This window comes from Komagataeibacter sp. NFXK3, assembly GCF_054182245.1.
Genome location: NZ_JAPIVJ010000001.1, coordinates 141,341 through 163,933, shown reverse-complemented (window position 1 = coordinate 163,933; position 22,593 = coordinate 141,341). Strand labels below are relative to the sequence as shown.

The window sequence follows — 22,593 nt, the reverse complement described above, 5'->3', positions numbered from 1 at the left end:
GGCGGCACTCGAAAACTGTTGATTTTCAGGCCAGCAGGTCAGCCGTCACGGCATCCGTCGCGGCAATGGCATCGGCAGCGCTCAGGCGCACCAGATAGCCGCGCTTGCCACCATTGATGACAACATAGGGCTGCTCCAGCGCCTCGCGCGCAAGGGCCGTGCGCACGCGTTTGCGCTGGCCAAACGGGCTGATGCCACCCACGCGGAAGCCCGTGCTGCGCTCGGCGATGGCGGGCGGCATCATGTCCGCCGATTTGCCGCCAAAGGCCGCCGCCACCTTTTTCATGCTCAGGCTGGCCGCGACCGGCACCACCACGCAGGCGGGTTTGCCATCGACAAGCACCATCAGCGTCTTGAACACGCGGTCGGGGTTCTCGCCTATGGCGGCTGCGGCGTGGTTGCCGGTCTGGCCTGCGGTGGGGTCGTATTCATATTCCACCACCTCGAAGGCGATGCCTGCCTTCTGCAGGGCGGCCGTACCGGGTGTTGCCTTGGTGCTCATGCCACGCTCCCGTGCAGGTTGGCCGTCATATACTGCCCCTGTGGCTGGGGGCCTGGCTGGCACAGACTTACGATATGGGGCGCAATGTCGTGGGGCGTGGGCAGGCTGGCCATGTCGAGCGCGGGCATGGCCAGCCTGCGCAGGCGGGTGGCGACGGGGCCGGGCTCAAACAGGTTGATGCGTAGCGGGCTGCCTGCCGGCAGTTCACGCACCCATGTGTTCACAATGGCCTCCTGTGCTGCCCGCGTGGCGGCGACCAGCCCCCAGAAGGGTGCGGGCTGGCGGGCATGCCGGTCGGTCAGGAACACCGCACGGCCCGCAGGCGCACGCTCGAGTAGGGGGGCAAGCGTGCGGATCAGCCGCCATGCGGTGAGCGGGCCGGCTTGCAGCGCGCGCTCCCAGTCCTTGGGTTGCAGGTGCGCCAGTGGCGAGAGCACGCCCAGCGTGCCCGCGCAGTGCACCACGCAGTCCAGCCGACCGAAGCGGGTTGCGATGGAGGGGCCGAGCGTGTCGAGCTTTTCGCCATCAGTCAGGTCAAGCGGCAGCAGGGTGGCGCTGTGGCCGGTATGCTGGCGGATCTGGTCATCCGCCTGTTCCAGGCCGCCCTGCGTGCGTGCGGTCAGGATGCAGCGCATGCCCGCGCGCGCCAGTGCAATGGCCACCGCCTGCCCGATGCCCCGGCTGGCCCCGGTTACGAGTGCTACCGGGGCATTGGCCATGGTGGCGGGGTCGGTCATGCGGGTTCGGGGTGGTGTTCGGCCTCGTAATCCACCAGTTCGATCGGGTAGTCACCGGTAAAGCAGGCATCGCAGTAGCGGTTGGCAGCACTCTTGCGGTCCTTGTAGCCCAGCGCGCGGTACAGCCCGTCAAACGAGATGAAGGCAAGGCTGTCCACGCCGATCAGCTTGGCCATTTCCTCAATATTGTGCTGGGCGGCCAGCAGCTGGCTGCGCTCGGGCGTGTCGATGCCGTAGAAGCATGAATGCGTGGTGGGCGGCGAGGAGATGCGCATATGCACTTCCTTGGCCCCTGCCGCGCGCACCATGTCCACGATCTTGCGCGAGGTGGTGCCACGCACGATGGAGTCATCGACCAGCACCACGCGCTTGCCATCGAGCACCGGGCGGTTGGTGGAATGCTTCATCTTGACGCCGAGGTTGCGGATCTGGTCGGTCGGCTCGATGAAGGTGCGGCCCACGTAATGGTTGCGGATGATGCCAAGCTCGAAGGGAATGCCGCTCTCGGCGGCAAAACCCATGGCCGAGGGCACGCCGGAATCGGGCACGGGCACGATCACGTCGGCCTCGACGGCACTTTCACGTGCCAGTTCCACGCCGATCTGCTTGCGCGTGTCATACACCGCGCGGCCATCCATGACCGAATCGGGGCGGGCGAAATAGATGTATTCGAATACGCAGAAGCGTGACTGCGTGTTGTTGAACGGCCGCACCGAGCGGATGCCCTCGTCATTGATGATGACGATCTCGCCCGGCTCCACGTCGCGCACGAACTCGGCCCCCACGATGTCGAGCGCGCAGGTCTCGCTGGCCAGCACCCACGGGCCTTCCGTGCCGTCTTCCTCGCGGATGCGGCCCAGGATCAGCGGGCGCACGCCCAGCGGGTCGCGCACGCCAATCAGTTCATCACGTGACAGCACGATCAGCGAATACGCGCCAAGCACCTGCTTGAGCGCATCGATCAGCCGGTCAACCACGTTGGAATAGAGCGAGATGGCGATGAGGTGGATGAACACCTCGCTATCGGTGGTGGACTGGAAGATGCAGCCGCGCCGCACCAGCGCCTTGCGCAGGGTCTCGGCATTGGTCAGGTTGCCGTTATGGGCCACGGCCAGCCCGCCGAACTCGAAATCGGCAAACAGCGGCTGCACGTTGCGGATCAGGGTTGCCCCGGTGGTGGCGTAGCGGTTGTGGCCCACCGCGCAGCTACCGGGCAGGGTGGCCATGACGCGGGCATCGCCAAACACGTCGCCCACCAGCCCCAGCCCCTTGTGGGTGTGGAAGCGCTCGCCATCATAGGACACGATGCCGCTGGCTTCCTGCCCGCGATGCTGGAGCGCATGCAGGCCAAGGGCGGTCAGGGCGGAGGCATCCTTGGTGTTCCATACGCCAAAGACGCCACATTCCTCATGCGGCTTGTCATCATCATGGCGCCACTGGGCGGCGATGTCATCGCGCTCGTGCTGGGTGGGCGGGTTACCGGATGTGGTGTGCAGGCTGGTGCGGGACATGGTGGGCGATCTTTCCTTGACGGACGGGGGCGGCGGGGACCGACGATAAGGTTCAGATGGGCGCGTCATGCCGCGTCCCGGCGGGTTGCGCAAGATGCGCGGGGAAGTTATCGGGCGCGTGGGCGTGCAGATAGGTCACGCTGTTGCCGATAAGGGGCATAACCTTGCTTGTGCGCATGACCTCGGGCCATTCATTGGCGGGCACGAGGGCGGTAATGCCCGCATAGATCAGCACAAGGCACACATAACCCCGCACCAGGCCAAAAAGCAGGCCGAGCACGCGGTCCAGCCCTGACAGGATGGAGCCCTGCACCGCCCGACCCGATAGATGGGCAGTGGTGGTGAAAATGACAAGAAGGGCCAGGAACAGCACCGCGAAGGATGCCAGCGAGGCCAGCGTGTGGTTGCTGATCCATTGCGAGGCGTAGGGCAGCAGCGCGCCGTACCATGCCACGGCCAGGATGGTGGCCATGACCCAGGCGGCAAGGCCAAGCACCTCGCGCGAGAAGCCGCGAACAACGCCCACCACCCCCGACAGCCCGGCAATGGCGAGGGCCGTGATGTCAATCCAGTTCATGCGTGCCGGGCCGGGGCAGGCCCCACGGGCACGTAACAGGCATGGACCCGGTCCATCTTATCGCGACATTCCCTGCTGTTCCGCCTGCGGCCAGCTTATGCCACCCGCATGCCCCAGCGGCTAGGCCAAAAAGCGGCTCGTTGCGATTTCATGCAATCGTGGCGTGGCGGGGCGTTCAGGGCAGCTTGGTGGTGCGGATCTTCCATGGCCGCCTGCGCGCGCGGGTGGGGGCGGAGGTGCGCTCGGCCGTGTTGAGTGCGAGCAGCAGGTTGCCCATGCGGGTGCGGCGGTCGATCTCGGTCCACACATCCTCTGGGTCGATGCCCTGGGCCACCCAGACCTGCAACAGGTTGGTCAGTACGTCGGCGCTGTGTTCCACCAGGCCCGCGTGGTCCGCGGTCATGAGGTCCATCACGCATTGCTCGGCAGCACAGGTAAAGGCGCGCCCGCCGTGGCGCGTGGCGCGGTTGCCCTGGGCCGCCTGTGGTGCGGCCCTGTGCAGCCGCGCCAGCAGGCGACCGAGCGCGTGGTCGGCGCACGGTGCTTTGGCGGGGTTGGATGGCGTATGGCGGGGGCGAAACATAATGCAATGATGGGCACCATTTTCCGCACCGGTCAACACGTCCCGCAGGGCTGCGGGACGCCGTTTTTATCAGATCGAGAAATACTTCGCGTGTGGGTTGAAAATGACCAGCGCCGAGGTGGACTGCTCGGGGTGGAGCTGGAAGCCATCGGTCAGCGAGACGCCGATCTTTTGTGCATCGAGCAGCTTGAGTATCGGCTCCTGCTCCTCCAGCCGGGGGCAGGCGGGGTAGCCGAACGAGTAGCGCGAGCCGCGATAGCCCTGCTGGAGCAGTTTGGCCATGTCGCGGTCATCCTCGGCGGCGAAACCCATCTCGGCGCGGATGCGCTTGTGGGTGTATTCCGCCATGGCTTCCGCCATCTCGACCGACAGGCCATGCAGGTAGAGGTAATCCTTGTAGCGATCGGCCTCGAACCATTCCCGCGCGCGGTCGGAGGCATCCTGCCCCACGGTCACCACCTGCAGGCCGATCACGTCGCGCTGCTTGTCATCAATGTCGCGCACGAAGTCGGCAATGCAGGCCCCGTCCGCGCGCGGCTGGCGGGGCAGGGTGAAGCGGGCGGCCTCGGTGGTGCCGTCCTCGTTAAACAGCACGAGGTCGTTGCCTTCGCCCGCCGCCTTCCAGTAGCCGTAGCTGGCCTTGGGGTGCAGGATGTCCTGCTCGGCGCACAGGGCCAGCATGTGGCGCAGCACCGGGCGCAGTTCCTTGCGCGCCCAGACCATGAAGTCATCAAGCGAGCGGCCCTGTTTGCGGAAGCCCCACTGGAACTGGTACAGCGAACGCTCATTGAGGAACGGCAGCACCGCCTCGGGTGTCGCTTCAAGCACGCGCGGGCCCCAGAACGGCGGGGTCAGCACGGGTTCATCCGCCGTCAGCTTCTCGCGCCGGGCGCGGGCGGCGGCCACATCCACCGGGCCGAAGCCCCGGGTCTCGGCGGCTTCGATATCCTGCGTGCGGTTGCTGCGCGTGGCCTTGCCCGCACGGCGGGACTGGATGGCGGCAAGATAGGTGTCGAACTCGCCCTGCGCCACCTTGTCCATCAGCGAGAGGCCATCGAACGCATCGCGCGCATAGGCCACGCGCCCGCTTTCGCCATAGGCTGCGGTGCAGTCCTCTTCCACGTAGTTGCGGGTCAGCGCGGCCCCCCCGAGCATGACCGGCACGTCCACGCCCTGGCGGTTCATTTCCTCAAGGTTTTCACGCATGATGACGGTGGACTTGACCAGCAGGCCGGACATGCCGATGGCGTCGGCCTTGTGCTCGCGGGCGGCTGCGATCATGTCGGCCACCGGCACCTTGATGCCGAGGTTGATGACCCGGTAGCCGTTATTGGTCAGGATGATATCGACAAGGTTCTTGCCGATGTCATGCACGTCGCCCTTGACCGTGGCCAGCACCATGGTGCCACGGGCCTGGCCCTCGGCGCGCTCCATGTGCGGCTCGAGCCAGGCCACGGCGGCCTTCATCGTCTCGGCGGATTGCAGCACGAAGGGGAGCTGCATCTTGCCTGCGCCAAACAGTTCGCCCACCACCTTCATGCCATCGAGCAGCACGGTGTTGATGATGTCGAGCGGGGGCATGTCCTGCATCGCCTCCGCCAGGTCATCTTCCAGCCCCTTGCGGTCGCCATCGACGATGCGGTCCTTCAGTCGCTCGGGCGCGGTCTCGGCGCGGGCTTTTTTGACCGCATCGGCGGCCTTGCGGTCGGCGAAGATTTCGAGCATGCGCTGCAGCGGGTCATAGCCTTCGGCGCGGCGGTCGAAGATCAGGTCCTCGGCCACCTTCACTTCCTCGGCGGCGATGAGGTGCAGCGGGCGGATTTTCGACACATGCACGATCGCCGCCGTCATGCCCGCGCGCACCGCATGGTCAAGGAACACCGAGTTCAGCACCGCGCGCGCCGCCGGGTTGAGGCCAAACGAGATGTTCGACAGCCCCAGCACGATCTGGATATCGGGGAAGCGCTCGCGGATGAGGCGGATGCCCTCCAGCGTCCATTCACCCAGCTTGCGGTCATCTTCCGTGCCGGTGCCGATGGTAAAGGTGAGCGGGTCGATCATCAGGTCGGATTGCGGCAGGCCGTGCTTTTCGCAGGCGAATTCGACCAGGCGGGTGGCAATGCGCAGCTTGTCTTCCGCCGTCTTGGCCATGCCCACTTCATCAATGGTCAGGGCGATGACGGAGGCGCCGAATTTGCGTGCGAGCAGCATGCGCTCGTTGGCGATGTCTTCCCCATCCTCGAAGTTGATGGAGTTGATGATGGGCTTGCCGCCATGCAGCTTCAGGGCTGCCTCGATTACCGGGGTCTCGGTGGAATCAATGACCAGCGGCGCGTTGACCGAGGAGGTGAAGCGGGTGATGACCGCATTCATCTCCTTCATTTCATCACGGCCGACGAAGGCGGTGCAGATGTCGAGCGCATTCGAGCCTTCGGCCACCTGCTCGCGGCCCAGCGCCACACAGCCATCCCAGTCACCGGCTTCCTGCAACTGCCGCCATTTTTTCGACCCGTTGGCGTTGCAGCGCTCGCCGATCGAGAAATAGCTGTTCTCCTGCCGCAGCGGCACCTGTGAATACAGGCTGGCGACCGAGGGGATCCACACCGGCTTGCGGGCCACCGGGGCGGGGCGGATGCGGCCCGTGCCTTCGGCGCGACGGCGGAGCATCTGATCGAGCGCCTGCGTGTGGGGCGTGGAGGTGCCGCAGCAGCCGCCGATCAGGTTCAGGCCGTCCTCGGTAATGAAGCGGTCCACCCAGCTTGCCATCTCCGCAGGGGTGAGCGGGTAGTGGGTGGTGCCATTGACCAGCTCGGGCAGGCCAGCGTTGGGCTGGACCGAGATCAGGCCCGGCCAGTTCTCGCTCAGCCAGCGCACGTGCTCGGCCATTTCCTGCGGGCCGGTGGCGCAGTTCAGGCCCATCAGCGGCACATCGAGCGCGTTGATGACCGTGGCGGCGGCGGCAATGTCGGGACCGACGAGCAGCGTGCCCGTGGTCTCGACCGTGACCTGCACGAAAATGGGAGTATCAACACCCATCTCGGCGCGCGCGATCTTGGCGGCGTTGACGGCGGCCTTGATCTGCAGCGTGTCCTGGCATGTCTCGATGAGGAAGCAGTCCACGCCGCCTTCGATCAGGCCCCGGCACTGCTCGGTCAGGCCCGCCTCGAGCGTGTCGTAGTCGATATTGCCCAGCGAGGGCAGCTTGGTGCCCGGCCCGATGGAGCCGACCACATAGCGGTGGCGGCCATCGGCAAAGGTCTCGGCGGCCTCACGCGCCAGGTGGCCTGCGGTGCGGTTGATCTCGCGCGCGCGGTCGGCCAGCCCGAATTCGGCCAGCGTTATGGGCGAGCCGCCAAAGCTGTTGGTTTCCACCATGTCGGCCCCGGCCTCGAAGTAGCCACGGTGGATTTCACGCACCAGTTCGGGGCGCGAGAGGTTCAGGATTTCGGTGCAGTTTTCCTGCCCCCAGTAATCGCGTTCGACCTCAAGGTCCAGAAGCTGGACGCGCGAACCCATCCCGCCGTCACACAGCAGGACCTGGTCGCGGAGGGCATCAAGAAGGTGGGGGCGAGTGGTCATGGTTATCCTGAAATCCTGGTGAATGCCGGGCACAAGCCGGTGTTTGCCGCGGTTTTCCAGCACGGTCTGTCCGGGCCGGGCTTGCATATGGATCGGTCCGGTGCCTTTTATTCCCCGAACTTTCCGCTGGTGTCCAGCATCATTGGCTCAAATGGAAAAACGCCACAGGCCCGGAGTGACGAGACGTGGAGCATGCCACAATGACGGATGGGCGCATCGCGCTGGAGTTTCAGGTGGCAGGCACGCCTTTGACCCCTCGTGCCGATACGCTGCTGCTGGTCGGTGATGGGAGCCAGCCCGACCCGGCTGAAGGCTGGGCAGGCGTGGTGGCCGTGCGTTCCGCACCGACCGCTTTCGCGCAGCACGCGGCGGGTTGCCTGTGCTGTACTGCGCGCGGGGGGATTACCGGGGTGCTGGGTGAAATTTTCCGCCAGCGCGCGACGGGGGACCAGAAATGGTTCACCCGCGTGGCCGTGGTGCCCCCGCCCGGGCAGGAGGCGGCATGGCGTGCCGATGTGGCCCGGGATGTGCTGGCGCAGGCCCGATTTTCCATCATCCAGAAATCATAAGGAAGTTTTTGGTGAAGCTTTTTTCAGAAAGCTTCGAAGAACACCGCCTTTTTGAAAAAAGGCGGCACCCAAAAACTTTTATCATTCTCATCAATGAGTTGTTTTCAAACAGTCTCTTAATGCCAATGTCCGTGCTGACTTGCGCTCTTTTACCGCATCCGGGACTTTAGGGCAGCATGGCCGGAAAAGAACTGACAGGCCGCCTCGACGACCCGGTCTGTCAACAATACAACAGGCGTTTCTGGATTGCATAGTGCAACCATTCACCGGACCCTGTTCGCATTGTGGAAACATTTTATGCGTCCTGCCAAGGTGGTTCTGCACTGGGCGCCAAGGCATGCTTAATCGTTGGGCGCATAGAATGCCAATACATCATAAAACCTGTCAAAAGTACCAAATCGACGTTCTATTCTTATCATATGATAGTTGCTTAGAGCGTTTTGGAACAGTGCTTTCTTTTCTATTTCGCAGTCCTTATCAGAGCAGTAGCTGTATTCAATGATCCCAAATTCTTTATTTTCAACCATGTCATGGAATATTTTGTTTTTTCCATTCAATTTTAGATATTGTCCCAGATTAAACATGTCTACGGTGTAGGGTTGGCCCGCCCAATAGCAAATAGATAACATGCGACATGCAGAAGGACGTGGATCTGAAATTATCATATTATAAATGGCATCCCACCTTTTCTGCTGCGCAGGTATCTGCTGTATTTTTTTAATGTTTCCCGGTAAATGTGTTATGCTTTTTATTGCAGGGGGAGCAATGGAGACTATGGTCAGCAATATCATGCTGGGCGTTCTGTATCCTTGCCATTTTTCAGGAAATACAGATACACCCATGCCGATGACAATTGCCAAAGCAATCAGCGTATCAATTTGTGCGTTATCGGATACGCCTTCCCCAGTCCTCTGGCATATGCCCAGGACCAGGCATACTGTAAAAATGATGGCTATTACGTTTCTTAATTTTTTATCCTTCATTGCGAACAGGCACGGTATGGAAGCAATATAAAGCGTTGCCATCCAACCAAGCGAAACCAGAATACTTTTCAGGTATGAAAGAGACATGACCCGAGGATGAAAGAAAACATCTTCAATCATGTTATGGCCAAAAATGGCGTCAAGGCATAGAAATGCTAATGCAGTAAAAACTATTCCAGAGATGCACCATGTATAAAAAATTTTCCTATCGTACAAAAATAGTATAATAGTTATGGATAGGGGGGTGGACAATTCATTATGCTTTGCCGTGCCGGCCACAACAGAGAAAAATGCGGCCAGGCATATGTAAAAATACCTATCGTTTTTATTACTTTTCATGCAGTTGATGGATATGAAAAGAGAAATCAACACAAAGAAAATGCTGACCCATTGCGGATCATTGGTCGCGAACCACCACCTGAAATACAGGGCTGTGTAAAGGAAGGGAATGAAAAAGGATAATATTATGCCAATAGGCTTTCCGCCCAGGCTTTTCACGCACAGGCTACATAAAAAGCATGACGCAGTCATAAATAAAAAACTGACAATCCGGCCGGCAACCATGACGTCATGCGTTACATATTTACTAAAATATCCAACTATGTAAAATGAAAGTGGCGGATAGTTGTTGAAAATCAGGCCATTCTGTGGGTCGGGATAAAGAGGGCCCAATGCCGGATTTATGACCCTGTCGATCTGATAGGCATTCCATCCTTCATTCTGGGCAAGGGGGATATGAGTAAAAATTTCAGAGAATGGGAATAAAACTGCAGATATTGAAGAAAGTATTAGAAAAAATAAAATATAATAAGTAAATTTTTTTGTGTCATCATTTGTGCAGATTGGTTTTTTCATTGAGCGTCCCTACGTTCTTTATCCAGTGCCGGGCTGAAAATTTTTCATAATTTATATAAATTATTACATTATGTAAAGTTTGAATTCGGAATGTATCAATGCATTCTCATAATAATCTTCTGTTGCTATAGTTGCGCGATGGCTTCAGTGTGACTTGGGCATTGCAACTGATCAGCCGCGCCTTCATGCTCGGGATCTATTGCCTACAGACCAGTAAGATGCTTTTTGATTCGCCTGCAAAAGCGTTTCGCGTGCCTGGTTGCGTGCCGCTTTTGCCACATCAACCCTCACATACTGCCTGTTCCGATCAGTGGTGCGCCGTCTCCACATCTGCCATACCGCTTAGCCAGTTTTTTACGAACAGGTGGAGGGACCGAAGAACCGTTGATTGAGGTGCCAGTGTCCTGATTTTGGGATCAACGGGCAGGTATTGATGGTTTTGGGTAATGTTTTTCGCTCTGCGTCTAGGGCAGAGCGGGGAGCGTTATAGCCTTGTTTTCTAAATTGGGGTGCTGATCCGTTCCAGGAACAGAAAGCGGCACATGTTGTAGACGATATTGGCCAGCCTGATCCTCATGGTGGCACGGACAATGCCCGCTGTCCGGACAACCCGTCCCGCCTGTGATTTCTGATCAGCAAAGACATGCTCGACACGGGACCGAACGATGGATTTTCCAGCATTTAATCTCTGGATATGCTGGGGCATGGGCTTGAGATGAGGCTTGTTCCCGTGAACCTTTGAAACAGAACCCTGCTTTTCCATGAAGGCTTCATTGGTCTTTGACCGATAGGCCGTGTCGGTCCAGAACCCAGACATCAGATGCGGTATTGCTGCGATCGCGCAACCCTTCTCTCAGTTGCGCACCATTGCTGGCGGCGGCATCTGTCGCCTTCCATTTCCGGATCAGCCGGAACTTCCGGTCGATGGAAATATGCGATTTATGGCCAAAGAACGGTATGGTGAGATCCGTTGACGGGATCGTTCCATCCACCTGCCGCTTCGCTTTGGTGAACTTTAGCGTTCATCGGGCCTGTCTTGCCGGCCTGTTTCTCCAGCCTTCGGGGATACACCCCGCCCGGAGATCCGCCTTCTCCGCGTTGGTATTGCGCTGCCCTGGTGCCGGCGTTGCCTCCAGGATCGGGTCTGGCATCGGCAGATAACCGGCGTTCCATAGAGTGGCATTGAAGCGCTCGAACAGTCTTTCAATCGCGCCGGCCTGCGTCAGACGTTCACGAAACAGCCAGACCGTTTTGGCATCGGGCACCCGACCCGACAGGCCCAGACCAAGGAAACGCATAAAAGACAGGCAGTCATTGATCAGGTATTCCGTAATTTTAATGTCGCATAATAAAATTTACCAAATTTTCCAGATCTCGTTATATTTTTTCTTTATATCAGGCTGTTCAACAAATCCTACCATATTTTCAAACTGTTTGTAATCGGGCTTGCCTAAGCATTTATCGCTTATTTTGAAGAGGCAATACTGATCAGCGCAAGTGATATTTTTTTTGGAAAGGTTGTGAGGATCATAATATCTGTATGAAATAACGTAATTATAATGCTTGTTTTCTTCATATACATTGAATTCAAATGGATAAAAATATAGCGGAACATCTTTTTTTCTTACTAAAGTATATCCGCCAGAAGCTCCCCAAGTGTAATAATCTGTCATGAGGGCAAGACCGCACATGTCATTATATCCAGAAACCTTGACCATGAGATCTGTTATTGAACTGGCTTTTCTCATCTGATCAACCACATAAGTACGATTGAGCTGACAAAAGACAAAAACAGCAAGCCCATACTTGAATAATGTTTCCTTGCTGCAGTTTTCTATCATTGATGAAAAGCTGAGAGAGGAGACAAGTATGATCAAAGGAAGGGCTGCATATATGAAGGATACTTCCTTATGATTTATGGCACTATGAAAAAATATTATAAATACGGCTAATGTTGCGGGAAGCGCATATTGACGGAACCCACGGAAAAAAAAGTAAAAAACAATAGGAGTAGATATTTTCCAGTCTTTTATGAAAAAAGAAATGTAATAATATACATGTTCCACCCCATAAGAATCAGCAACACCTTTATAGGCATTTAAGTAAAAATTATTGTAAACAGATATGAAATAACCACCAAGCGTTATCTTGTCCAATATACCCAGAAAAAATACAGGAATGAGGAAAAATATCAAAAAACAGAACCGGTAGGTCCAGTTTTTAATCCAGTAACCGATCCATAAAATGGCGAGGCCACATGCAGGCACCAACTGAAATCTCAGGTCAAAAGTAACGCCTATAAAGAAAGCGCTAAGAATATAAAGGGCATAATATTTTTTTGCATTTTCCTGCTGGAATTTTCCAATCAAAGCCAGACAGATTGCGAGGGCAAACGTATTGCCCGCCTGAAATTCTCCCCCTGTTCTTGCTGCCCCTATCAACAGGTCAGGCCAGAAAATCGCGGTTATGCCGCAGATCATTAATCCAGTACGCCCATACCGCAGTTTGCCCAGAACGCTGAACGCCGCGATAATGGAAACAGACAGGACTGAAAAAAATACCCTTACGGCTGACGGGGGTAAACCGAGTCCCATCAGGGATGTCGCTTTCCAGATCACGATGGCCACGCCCGGCATGATCCAGTTACGGATTTTGGCCTGCCATTCCCATGTTATGACACCATGGCCGGTAAGATACCAATGAGCAGGTTCTAGATTCTGAAAAATTTCATCAGGCCTCCAACCGCCAGAGTAGTAGAACGCGAATAAAATTCGCATCAGAAAACCAAAGGCCAATATAGTGGCTAGTAATGTAACAGGTTTGTGACGTTTTGTCATGTTTCTTAACAAACTTATGTCGGGATAAATGTTTCTTTTCTTATCCTTTATTTTCTGAATTTATAGAAGGCTTAAATTTTAAGAAAGAGTTCGCCGGCCCTGTCTGAAAACATCACGAACGGGCGGTACCACGCATGATGTAGGTGCTCCTGGAGGCGGAGCCCTGCGGGAAGCGGGAGAAACATCGCAGAGTATGACAGGAAAATTTCAAGGAACCGCGCGTCGGCTGACAACGCGCCCGGCGTATCCGCGACATTCAGAAGATCATTCAGGAGTTATTTCGTCCTGAAATTTCAGATCGATAATATAACATACCGTAACTTATCGAAAAACTTTGCCGTGTTGTGAATGAAGGGAAAATCCTCTATGCGCTAGGGTCGTCCTGGCCATATCCGACTTTGTATAGTGTTTCTGTCGTCCGGCCGCCCATCATGTGGTTTCCTTGGATCTTATTGATTATGCCAGCCTTTTCTGCTCCTACATCGCACGATACACATGACGGAAATGGCACCCGCTCAGGGCCTGAATTCAGCATCATCATTCCGTGCTACAACGAACGGGGCAATGTGGAGCCCCTGTTCCGTGCTGTCGAAAAGGCGATAACGCGCTACAGGTGGGAACTCATCTTCGTCGATGACAATTCCCCCGACGGCACCATAGATGAGGTCTGGCGGCTGGCGCAGGCCGACTGTCGGGTGCGGGGCCTGTTGCGGGTCGGGCGTCGGGGGCTTTCATCGGCCGTGATCGAGGGCATCCTGTCCTCCTCGGCGCCTGTGGTGGCCGTGATGGATGGCGACATGCAGCATGATGAAACCCTGCTGCAGAAAATGGCTGATGCCATCGTGCGTGATAACTATGACGTGGCGATTGGCAGCCGTCATGTTGAAGGCGGCGATAATGCGGGCCTGGCCAATGCATGGCGGCTGTTCCTGTCCAATGCGGGCATTCACATCGCGCAGTACCTGCTGCCTGTTAAGGTAAACGACCCGATGAGCGGCTTTTTTGCCGTGCGGCGGGAGATGTTTGTCCAGTCTGTCAGCAGGCTGTCCGGCAAGGGCTTCAAGATCCTGCTCGACATGCTGATGGTGCAGGAAACCAAGCCAAGGGTAACTGAACTGCCATTTGTCTTCCGCTCCCGCCATGAGGGAGACAGCAAGATGGACAGCAAGGTTCTGCTGCAGTTTGCGCAGATGATCTTTTGCAATCTGCGCAACAGAACAAAAGCGGCTGGCGCAGCGAAAAAAATCACCTGAGCGCGCAGCCGGGTTCAGTTTATTGAACCACGTGCCGCGTTATATCTCACAGGCTCACCAGGTGTGGGTGAGCCCCTGAGGGCAGTCTTCCTGCCGGGGCAATAGGCCCTGCATGCAGGCCCGTTTACGTGCGCGAAAAAGCGCCGTTAAGGAACCCTTTGCTTTCTTTCCCTACCCTTGGCCGGGTTGAGGAACGAACATGCAATGCAAAGGGGTGCCGTGGCCCATCCAGACCAAGCAGGCGGCCCCGCCGGGGGGCAGACACCGCCACGGCGCGCGCCGGAACTGATCCGCCTGCAGGCGGTGCTGCGCGCGGCGCGCTTTCATGGCATCGACCTTGATGTACGCGACTTTGCCGGTGAGCCGGATGACCCCGCCCCCTCCATTCCCGCCCTTGCGCGCTGGGTGGAGGAAAATGGCGGCACCGCAAGGGGCATGCGCCTGCAATGGCGCGATCTCGTGCGCCTGCGCGACGTGCCGCCGGTCGTGCTCATGTTTGCCGATGGCTCGGCAGGGCTGATGGTGGGGGCTGATGAAGCCGGCGGCGTGGTCTGGCTGGCCGATCCCTTCGCCAGCCCCGAGGCGCCCCCGGTCGCGATCGATGCCCTGCGGCTTGAGGCGGTCTGGACAGGCGACGTGCTGCTGGTGCGCGGCCAGCATGACAGCACGCGCCCCGAGCCGCCGGTCGATTTCGCATGGCTGCGCCGCCTCGTACTGGGCGAGCGCAGGCTGCTGCGTGATGTGGTGCTGGCCTCCATCGTGATCAGCGTGCTGGCCATCTTCCCGCCGCTCATCGTCATGCAGGTGATCGACCGGGTGGTAAACTTCCATTCCATGGCCACGCTGGTCTCGCTCACCGGGCTGGTCGTGGTCATGGCGGTGTATGAAATCCTGCTCACCCATGCGCGGCGCGAGATCACGCTGGTGCTGACCACGCGGCTCGATACACGCATCTCGCTTGCGGTGTTCGACCGGCTGCTGGCCCTGCCGCTGGAGTTTTTCGAGCGCGAGCAGGCGGGCAACATCATTGGCCGCATCAGCGCCATCTACAAGGTGCGGCAGTTCATGACCGGCAAGCTGCTGGGCACCTTCCTTGACCTGTTCACCCTGCTGGTGGTGCTGCCCTTCCTGTTCTGGCTCAGCACCACGCTGGCGTGGATGACCGTTGTGGGCGCGGCGCTGATTGGCGTCGTCATCCTGCTGGCCATGCCTACCGTGGGGCGGCTGATCAACCGGCAGATCCGCGCCGAGATGGCCCGCAGCGCCGCACTGTATGAAACGGTGGCCGGCATTCGCACCGTCAAGACGCTGGCGCTGGAGCCGGTGCGCCGCGCGGTGTGGGATGAAAAAACCGCCGATGTCGTCACCGCCTCGCTTGATGCCGGGCGCATGGGCAACTGGGTGGGCACGGCGGTCATGCCGCTCGATCTGTTCATCAATCGCGGCATCATCCTCATCGGGGCGTACATGGCCATTACCTCCACCAGTTCGGGCATGGAGGCGGGCGCGCTCATGGCGTTCATGATGCTGGGCGGCCGCGTGGCCGCGCCGCTGGTGAGCATGGCCCGGCTGATCGATGACCTTAACGAGGTGCGCGCCGCCCTGGCCGAGACCGGCTCCGTGCTCAACCGCCCGACCGAGACCCGCGCGCTCACCACCGGCCTGCGCCCGCCGCTGCACGGCGCGCTGTCATTCGCCAATGTGTGCTTTACCTATCCCGGTGCATCGGCCCCCGCGCTGGATGACATCACCTTCAGCGTGCCTGCGGGCACCATGCTGGGGCTGGTGGGGCGCAGCGGCTCGGGCAAGTCCACCATCACGCGGCTGCTGCAGGGGGTGAGCCGCAGCTATAGCGGCCACCTGCGGCTCGATGGCATCGACCTGCGCGAGATCAACCTGACCTACCTGCGCCGCTCCTGTGGCGTGGTGCTGCAGGATAACTTCCTGTTTCGCGGCACCATCCGCGACAACATCATCGCGGGCCGGCCGGGCCTGACGCTGGAGGACGTGGTGCGCGCCGCCCGCCTTGCGGGGGCGGAGGAGTTCATCGAGCGCATGCCCGCGGGCTTCGATACCTGGATCGAGGAAGGGTCGACCAACATTTCCGGCGGCCAGCGCCAGCGCCTCGCCATCGCGCGCGCCGTGATTTCCGACCCCAAGCTCATGATCCTCGATGAAGCCACCTCCGCCCTTGACCCCGAGAGCGAGGCGGTGGTCAACGCCAACCTGCGCCACCTCGCGCGCGGGCGCACCATGGTCATCGTGTCGCACCGGCTGGCCTCGCTGGTGGAATGCCACCAGATCTGCGTGCTCGACCATGGGCGGGTGGTCGATATCGGCACGCATGCCGAACTGCTGGGGCGCTGCGACATCTACCGCACGCTGTGGATGCAGCAGAACAGCCTGGCTGAAACCGGATCGCTCACCGCCATGCACGGAGATGCGGCATGAGCGGGCAGGCGCTGCTCCCCCCACCCGATGCGCAGGGCGGCCCTGCGGAAGGCGCGATCCTGTCGGTGCTGCCACCGCCCACGGCGGATGTGCCAACCGACCTGCCGCCCGCGCTGCTGTCCTTTTACTCGCCCAGTGCAGCACTGGTCGGCCTGCCGCCATCGGATGCCGCGCGTTACGTGGTCTGGCTGATCGCGGCCCTTGCAGGGGCGGGGCTGCTGGTCATGACCTTCCTGCCGCTCGACCGGGTGGTGAGTGTCAATGGCAGGCTCACCCCGTTTGACGAGACGATGGTCATCCAGCCGCTCGAGACCGCAATCATCCGCTCGATCGACGTGCATGAGGGCGACACCGTGCGCAAGGGGCAGGTGCTGGCCCGCCTCGACCCCACCATGACCGATGCCGACGTGACCAACCTGCGCCGTCAGGTCATGGCCTATCGCGCCGAGGTGGCCCGCCGCACTGCCGAGGCCGCGGGCCAGCCCTACAGGGCGGATGTGAACGACCCCGCTTCCGTGCAGGAGGCAGCGGCATTTTTGCGGCGCGAGGCCGAATATACCGCCCAGATGGCCAATTACGACCGGCAGATCGCGGGGCTGAAAAGCGAGTTGCAGGGTTATGAGGCCAGTGCCGCGATGTATGCCGCCCGCGCCCGCGTGGCGCGTGACGTGCAGGACATGCGCATGCGCCTGCAGCACGAGCAGGTTGGCAGCAGGCTTTCCACGCTGGCAGCACAGGACAGCCTGATGGAGGTGGTGCGCTCGCAGGTTTCCGCCCGGCACGAGGCGGACAGCACGCGCGCGCGTCTTGATGGCATGACGGCGCAGCGCGATGGCTATGCCAGCAACTGGCACGCCACCGTGTACCAGGACCTGGCCCTGGCCCAGCACCGTCTGGCCGATGCCGAGGGCAGCTACAGCAAGGCCATGCTGCACCATGACCTTGTCATCATGCGCGCCGACCGGGATGCGGTGGTGCTGAGCATCGCCCATCTTTCCGCAGGCTCGGTCATTCAGGCCGCCAGCCCGCTCATGACACTGGTGCCCGCTGCCGCCACGCTTGATGTCGAGGCCACGCTGCGCGGGGTGGATGCGGGCTATGTGCGCGCGGGCGATCACGCGCTGCTCAAATTCTCGGCTTTTCCCTACACGCAATATGGCGGCGGCGATGCCACGGTGCGTGTTATCAGCCCTGATGCGTTTACCGATACCTCAGGCCACGCAGGCGGGGCTGGCGCGCAGACGGGCGAGGAAGATGGCGACCCGATGAACGCTTTCTACCGCGTGCGCCTGTCCATCGACCGTTACACCCTGCATGGCGTGCCGCCCTTCTTCCACCCGCAGCCGGGCATGCCGGTCGAGGCCGATATCCATATCGGGCGGCGCACCATGATGCAGTACCTGCTCAACCGCCTGTTGCCTGCCGTGACCGACGGCATGCGCGAACCCTGAGCGGGGGGTAGATGTACAAGCTGCTTTCGCGCTGGCGGGAGGGGTTCTCCGCGCAGGGGCGCCTGCAGCGCGCCATGGGCTGGCTGGAGCATGAAGGCCGCGCCCCGCAGGGTTTTGCCCTGCTGGGCAGGCTGGCGCAGGAGGGCATGGTGGCCGCGCAGTACCAGGTGGCCCGTGCCTATCTGGAAGGCTGTGGCGCACCCCGCAGTCCGGCCGAGGGCGTGCGCTGGATGCACCGTGCCGCAACCGCCGGGCATGCCGAAGCCTGTTTTGCCATGGCGCTCATGCTGCTGGTTGACCCGCCTGATGGCAGGGGGGGTGATGGCCTGCTGCCCGCAAGCCTGCCCGCAGGCATCGAACGCTGGCCCGACCCTGTTGCCGCCACCGGCTGGGCGCAGCGTGCGGCCACCCTCGGCCTGCCCGATGCACAGGCGCTGTATGGCTACCTGCTGGCCTGCGGGCCAGCAAGCGTGCGTGATGTGCGGGCGGCACGCGAATGGTGTATGCGCGCGGCACAGGCGGGGTGCCCGCAGGGGGACCTGGGGCTGGCGGTGGCGCATCTTGCGGCGGAAGTGCCGGGTACTGACCCCGATGCGGTGGCCGCCCTGAACCGGGCGGCACAAGGCGGCCTGCCCACCGCGCAGTACATGCTGGGCCTTTTGCATGAGCGCGGCTGGGGCATGGCGCGTGACACGGGTCAGGCCGCATTGTGGTACGGGCGGGCGGCAGAGCAGGGCGTGCGCCCCGCGCAGGCCCGCTATGGCGCGCTGCTGCTGCAGGACCGGGCGGATGGTCCGCGCAATAGGCTGATGGCCGAGACATGGCTGCGCCGCGCGGCCCATGGCGGCGACCGCGAGGCCGCTGCCCTGCTGGGCGACCTGCATGCACGTGGCGAGGCGGCCATTCCCGCCGATCATGAAGCGGTGGCGTGGTACCGTATGGCGGCAGAACACGGTCATGCGCTGGCCTGCCGCATGCTGGCCGTGCTGTACCAGCAGGGGCGCGGCGTGGCGGCTGACCCTGAACTGGCCCGCCAGTGGCTGGAGCGCGCGGCGGAACTTGGTGATGTCACCGCCATGAGCGACCTTGCCGCTGGCCTGCTGGCTGGCGGGGCGGAACAGCCCGCCACCACTCCCGCCCTGGTTGATTTTGAACCGGCGGCACAAGCGGGTGACCCGGTTGCCGCTTTCAACCTCGCGGTCAGCCTGCATGAAGGCGTGGGCCGACCCATGGACCGCGTGGCGGCCGCCATGTGGATGGAACGCGCCGCCCGCGCGGGCGTGGTCAATGCCGGCTACTGGCATGGCCGCATGCTGCTCGAAGGTGATGGCGTGGTGGCTGATCCGGCGCAGGCGCGGCAGTGGCTGGAGCAGGCGGCCATGCAGGGCCTGCCCGAGGCCTGCCTTGCCGCAGCCCAACTCCGGCTGGAGGGGCGTGGCGGCCCGCGCGACCATGCGGGGGCGCTGGCCCTGTATCACAAAGCCGCCGCCGCTGGCCGGGCGGAGGCCATGTTCTCGCTGGGTGCGCTGTATGGCGGCGGGCATGACATCATGCCCGACCGGGCGCAGGCCTTGCGCTGGTTCCTTCAGGCGGCAGAAGCGGGCCATGCGCTGGCACAGATGATGGCGGGGCGCTACCTGGCGCGGGGGCTGGCCGGGCGCGTGGATGTTGCACAGGCCCGTCACTGGCTGGAACACGCACTTGCACAGGGACTTGAGGCCGCGCGGGCCGATTACGCGCAACTGGCGGGCAGATGAACGGCCAGCAGCCCGATGCCGTGCCGGAGAAAGAGGTCACCGCCGCCATGCGGCAGGCCTGGCGGCTGGCGGCGGCGGGGCAGCATGCGCAGGCCGTGGCGTGGATGGCGCGCGCGGCCCGCATGGCCGCGGGCGACCGGGCGGTCCGTTTCGCGCAGGCGGCGGTGCTGCTGGGCGCCGGGCAGGCGATACAGGCCGCGCAGGGCATCGAGCGGCTCATGGCCGGGCAGGAATTCCGCGCGGGGCTGAAGCTGCTGGTGCTGGCCCTGTGCGGTGCCGGGGCATGGAACCGTGCGGCGGCGGCGCTCGAGCGCTTTTTTACCCGTTATGGTTTCGACCCCGACCTGTGCCGCGCGGCAACGCTGGTGTGCCAGCATACGGGGCGGCCCGGTTGGTGCGCGCTTGACCCCGATGGCGTGCTGCGCTGGGGCGACCTGCCCGCGCGCGCCCTGCCCGATATCATGCTTGATGGCCAGCCCTGCCCGACGCAACCGGGCGGCAGTTTGCGGCTGCCCCCGCACTGGCGGCATGGGGGCGAGATCGCGGTGCGCCATGCGGGCAGCGTGCTGCTTGGCGGTCGCCCCGACCGCGCGGCCTTATGCGCAACACTTGGTGCCATGTGGCCCGATGACAATGGGCTTGCAGGCTGGGCCTTCATGCCCGCCCGGCCTGATCATTGCCCCGTGCTGCACCTGACCGATGCACAGGGCAGGCGGCCCCTTACGCTCATGCGCGGCAAAACGGGCGCGCAGGACAGCGCGGCAGGCCCCGGCCTGCCGGTCTGGACGTTTCATGTGCCATGGCAGGCCATGGCGACAGGGGGCAGCGTGCGGGTGGTGCGGCCTGATGGGCGGGACCTGACCGGCTCGCCGCTACCCCTCGGGCTTCCTGCCGCCCGGCCCGTCTTTCCTGCCATGCGTGGCCGTGGCGTGGCACCGGTGCGCGTGCCGCCATGTGCCGCGCAATGCCGGATCGTCATTCCCGTCTATGCCGACCGCGCGGGCACGCTGGCCTGTATCGACAGCGTGCTGGCCAGCCTTGCGGCCCCGGCGCAGGCCACGACCGAGATCATGGTGGTGGATGACGCCACGCCGGACCCTGACCTTGCCCGCGCGCTGGATGCGCTGGCAGGACAGGGGCGTATTGTGCTGCGCCGCCATGCCCGTAACCGGGGCTATCCGGCTGCGGTGTGCACCGCACTGGCCGATGCGCAGGGCCGTGACGTGGTGCTGCTCAACAGCGACACGCTGGTGGCACCCGGCTGGCTGGAGGAAATGCGGCTTGTCGCCTATGCCCGCGCCGATACGGGCACCGTCTCGCCGCTTTCCAACGATGCCACCATCCTCACATGGCCCGATCCTGCACGCCCCGCACCGCTGGCGGGCGGCCCTGCGGCAGTACGGCGGCTGATGGACGCGGCAAGGCGTGCCAATGGCGGGCAGGATGTGGAGATTCCCACCGCGCATGGGTTCTGCATGTTCATCCGCCACGACTGCCTGCGCCAGACCGGCTCCTTTCGCCCCGAACTGTTTGGCCGGGGGTATGGGGAGGAAAATGATTTCTGCATGCGCGCGCGCCTTGGTGGCTGGCGGCACCGGGCGGCGGTGGGCGCGTTCGTGGGGCATGTGGGGGGCGTGTCGTTTGCCAGCGCGCGGGCTGACCTGCTGCGGCGCAATATCTGGATTCTGAACCGGCTCTTTCCCGGTTATGACGCGCTGGTGGCCGCTCATGGCAAGGCTGACCCGCTGCGGGCGGCGCGGCACAGGCTGTCGGTTGTGGTGTGGTGCCGGGGTGCTGCGGCAGTAGCGTTGGGGGCGGCGGTGCTGCTGGTCAGCCACGGTGAAGGCGGCGGGGTGGCGCGCGTGGTACGGGAACGGGCACGGCACGGGCTGGCGGCAGGGCAGTTGCCAGTCGTGCTCGACCCCACGCCCGAGGGGTTCGTGCTGCGCGATGGCAGGCCCGATGCCCACTGGCCCGACCTGCATTTTGCCTGGCCCGCCGATGGGCAGGCCCTTGTGGCCCTGCTGCGTGCGCTGGGTGTGGCAAGGGTCGAGATCCATCATCAACTCGGCCACGACGGGCGCGCGCGGGCTTTGTGCCGCGTGCTGGCGCTGCCCTATGCGTATTACGTGCATGACTATGCCGGGCTGTGCCCGCGCGTCACATTGGTGGGGCCTGCGGGGCGGTATTGCGGCGAGCCGGATGCGGCAGGCTGCGCGGCCTGCGTGGGCGTGCTCGGCTCCGTGGTGGGCGAGCGGGATGTGGCGCGCCTGCGCCGTGACACGGCCCGTGACCTTGCCGGTGCGCGGCGGGTGATCGTGCCCTCGGCGGAGGTCGCATTGCGGCTGGGCCGGTATTTCCCTCATGTCACGCCCCATGTGCACGCACTGGAGGATGATTGCCCCGCGCAGTCCCTGCCGCAGTTCGCAGCCCGCGATGGCACGCCTGCCGCCACCGGCCTGCCGCCGCGCAATGAGCGCTGCCGGGTGGTGATCGTGGGGGGGATCGGGCTGGAAAAAGGCCATGCCATCGTGCTCGCGGCGGCACGCGATGCGCGCGCGCGTGACCTGCCGCTGGAATTCGTGGTGGTGGGCCACACGGCGGATGATGCCGCCCTGCTGGAAACGGGCCGCGTGTTCGTGACCGGCCACTATGACGAGGCGGATGGCCTGGCGCTGGTGCGTGGCTGCGCGGGCGATGTGGGCTTCATGCCAGCACTCTGGCCCGAGACATGGTGCTTCACGCTTACGCTGCTGTGGCGGGCGGGGCTGCGGGCCGTGGCGTTTGATATCGGCACCATCGCGCAGCGCATCCGCGCCACGGGGCGGGGCATGTGCGTGCCGCCGGGGCTGCCCGTTCACCAATTGAATACGTTTTTGCTGTCTTATGCACGGATCGGGCATGACGTTGCACGCCCGGCCTGTTCCTGACCCGTTGCGAGAGGCCCG

14 protein-coding genes and 1 pseudogene are annotated in these 22,593 nt (G+C 61.9%); 6 read left to right on the top strand and 9 right to left on the bottom strand.

The window, feature by feature from the left end:
- Positions 1-25: 25 nt before the first annotated feature.
- From ybaK to metH, 6 genes are all read right to left on the bottom strand, one after another.
- Complete coding sequence (gene ybaK, locus OQZ28_RS00825; RefSeq protein WP_458134867.1) at positions 26-502, bottom strand: Cys-tRNA(Pro) deacylase; 477 nt, start codon at positions 500-502, stop codon at positions 26-28.
- Entirely contained in the window at positions 499-1,239 is a 741-nt protein-coding gene (locus OQZ28_RS00820) for an SDR family NAD(P)-dependent oxidoreductase (protein ID WP_458134866.1), read from the bottom strand. Before OQZ28_RS00820 ends, ybaK begins: the two co-directional genes overlap by 4 nt.
- Complete coding sequence (gene purF / locus OQZ28_RS00815; RefSeq protein ID WP_458134865.1) at positions 1,236-2,750, bottom strand: amidophosphoribosyltransferase; 1,515 nt, start codon at positions 2,748-2,750, stop codon at positions 1,236-1,238. Before purF ends, OQZ28_RS00820 begins: the two co-directional genes overlap by 4 nt.
- 52 nt (positions 2,751-2,802) lie before the next feature.
- A complete protein-coding gene (locus tag OQZ28_RS00810) occupies positions 2,803-3,327 on the bottom strand; it encodes a CvpA family protein (RefSeq protein ID WP_130732649.1) in 525 nt (174 codons plus the stop codon).
- Positions 3,328-3,502: 175 nt separating this feature from the next.
- Entirely contained in the window at positions 3,503-3,910 is a 408-nt protein-coding gene (locus OQZ28_RS00805; RefSeq protein WP_458134864.1) for a phosphoribosyl-ATP pyrophosphatase, read from the bottom strand.
- 69 nt (positions 3,911-3,979) lie between these two features.
- Positions 3,980-7,489, bottom strand: a complete 3,510-nt coding sequence (gene metH / locus OQZ28_RS00800; RefSeq protein ID WP_458134863.1) for a methionine synthase — start codon at positions 7,487-7,489, stop codon at positions 3,980-3,982.
- A gap of 185 nt (positions 7,490-7,674) precedes the next feature.
- Between metH and OQZ28_RS00795 the strand changes: the two genes are divergently transcribed.
- The gene (locus OQZ28_RS00795) at positions 7,675-8,058 is read left to right on the top strand and encodes a hypothetical protein (protein ID WP_458134862.1); all 384 of its coding nucleotides are present in this window, start codon (positions 7,675-7,677) and stop codon (positions 8,056-8,058) included.
- A gap of 341 nt (positions 8,059-8,399) precedes the next feature.
- On the opposite strand, the gene OQZ28_RS00790 is transcribed toward OQZ28_RS00795, so the two are convergent.
- From OQZ28_RS00790 to OQZ28_RS00780, 3 genes and pseudogenes are all read right to left on the bottom strand, one after another.
- Positions 8,400-9,896 carry a hypothetical protein gene (locus OQZ28_RS00790; protein WP_458134861.1) on the bottom strand — a complete coding sequence of 499 codons (1,497 nt, stop codon included), beginning with the start codon at positions 9,894-9,896 and terminating at the stop codon, positions 8,400-8,402.
- Between the two features lie 499 nt (positions 9,897-10,395).
- Positions 10,396-11,227 (bottom strand): annotated as a pseudogene (locus OQZ28_RS00785) (transposase); the annotation flags it as partial.
- Positions 11,228-11,251: 24 nt separating this feature from the next.
- Positions 11,252-12,733 (bottom strand): hypothetical protein, encoded by a 1,482-nt coding sequence (locus OQZ28_RS00780; RefSeq protein WP_458134860.1) that lies wholly within the window; start codon positions 12,731-12,733, stop codon positions 11,252-11,254.
- 458 nt (positions 12,734-13,191) lie between these two features.
- Here OQZ28_RS00780 and OQZ28_RS00775 point away from each other — a divergent pair, with 458 nt between their 5' ends.
- The 5 genes from OQZ28_RS00775 (at position 13,192) to OQZ28_RS00755 (ending at position 22,575) form a co-directional block, all read left to right on the top strand.
- Positions 13,192-13,986, top strand: coding sequence for a polyprenol monophosphomannose synthase (locus OQZ28_RS00775; RefSeq protein WP_458134859.1), 795 nt, complete (start codon positions 13,192-13,194; stop codon positions 13,984-13,986).
- A gap of 204 nt (positions 13,987-14,190) precedes the next feature.
- On the top strand, positions 14,191-16,437 hold the full coding sequence (locus OQZ28_RS00770; RefSeq protein ID WP_458134858.1) for a peptidase domain-containing ABC transporter: 2,247 nt from the start codon (positions 14,191-14,193) through the stop codon (positions 16,435-16,437).
- Complete coding sequence (locus tag OQZ28_RS00765; RefSeq protein WP_458134857.1) at positions 16,434-17,888, top strand: HlyD family type I secretion periplasmic adaptor subunit; 1,455 nt, start codon at positions 16,434-16,436, stop codon at positions 17,886-17,888. The genes OQZ28_RS00770 and OQZ28_RS00765 overlap by 4 nt, the downstream gene beginning before the upstream one ends.
- 11 nt (positions 17,889-17,899) lie before the next feature.
- Positions 17,900-19,645 (top strand): tetratricopeptide repeat protein, encoded by a 1,746-nt coding sequence (locus tag OQZ28_RS00760; protein WP_458134856.1) that lies wholly within the window; start codon positions 17,900-17,902, stop codon positions 19,643-19,645.
- The gene (locus tag OQZ28_RS00755) at positions 19,642-22,575 is read left to right on the top strand and encodes a glycosyltransferase (RefSeq protein ID WP_458134855.1); all 2,934 of its coding nucleotides are present in this window, start codon (positions 19,642-19,644) and stop codon (positions 22,573-22,575) included. Before OQZ28_RS00760 ends, OQZ28_RS00755 begins: the two co-directional genes overlap by 4 nt.
- The last annotated feature ends 18 nt before the right edge of the window (positions 22,576-22,593 follow it).

What these genes read in the sequence shown, in the direction of transcription:
- ybaK (WP_458134867.1), bottom strand. Translation starts at nt 502, where the DNA reads ATGAGCACCAAGGCAACACCCGGTACGGCCGCCCTGCAGAAGGCAGGC.
- OQZ28_RS00820 (WP_458134866.1), bottom strand. Translation starts at nt 1,239, where the DNA reads ATGACCGACCCCGCCACCATGGCCAATGCCCCGGTAGCACTCGTAACC.
- purF (WP_458134865.1), bottom strand. Translation starts at nt 2,750, where the DNA reads ATGTCCCGCACCAGCCTGCACACCACATCCGGTAACCCGCCCACCCAG.
- OQZ28_RS00810 (WP_130732649.1), bottom strand. Translation starts at nt 3,327, where the DNA reads ATGAACTGGATTGACATCACGGCCCTCGCCATTGCCGGGCTGTCGGGG.
- OQZ28_RS00805 (WP_458134864.1), bottom strand. Translation starts at nt 3,910, where the DNA reads ATGTTTCGCCCCCGCCATACGCCATCCAACCCCGCCAAAGCACCGTGC.
- metH (WP_458134863.1), bottom strand. Translation starts at nt 7,489, where the DNA reads ATGACCACTCGCCCCCACCTTCTTGATGCCCTCCGCGACCAGGTCCTG.
- OQZ28_RS00790 (WP_458134861.1), bottom strand. Translation starts at nt 9,896, where the DNA reads ATGAAAAAACCAATCTGCACAAATGATGACACAAAAAAATTTACTTAT.
- OQZ28_RS00780 (WP_458134860.1), bottom strand. Translation starts at nt 12,733, where the DNA reads ATGACAAAACGTCACAAACCTGTTACATTACTAGCCACTATATTGGCC.
- OQZ28_RS00775 (WP_458134859.1), top strand. Translation starts at nt 13,192, where the DNA reads ATGCCAGCCTTTTCTGCTCCTACATCGCACGATACACATGACGGAAAT.
- OQZ28_RS00770 (WP_458134858.1), top strand. Translation starts at nt 14,191, where the DNA reads ATGCAAAGGGGTGCCGTGGCCCATCCAGACCAAGCAGGCGGCCCCGCC.
- OQZ28_RS00765 (WP_458134857.1), top strand. Translation starts at nt 16,434, where the DNA reads ATGAGCGGGCAGGCGCTGCTCCCCCCACCCGATGCGCAGGGCGGCCCT.
- OQZ28_RS00760 (WP_458134856.1), top strand. Translation starts at nt 17,900, where the DNA reads ATGTACAAGCTGCTTTCGCGCTGGCGGGAGGGGTTCTCCGCGCAGGGG.
- OQZ28_RS00755 (WP_458134855.1), top strand. Translation starts at nt 19,642, where the DNA reads ATGAACGGCCAGCAGCCCGATGCCGTGCCGGAGAAAGAGGTCACCGCC.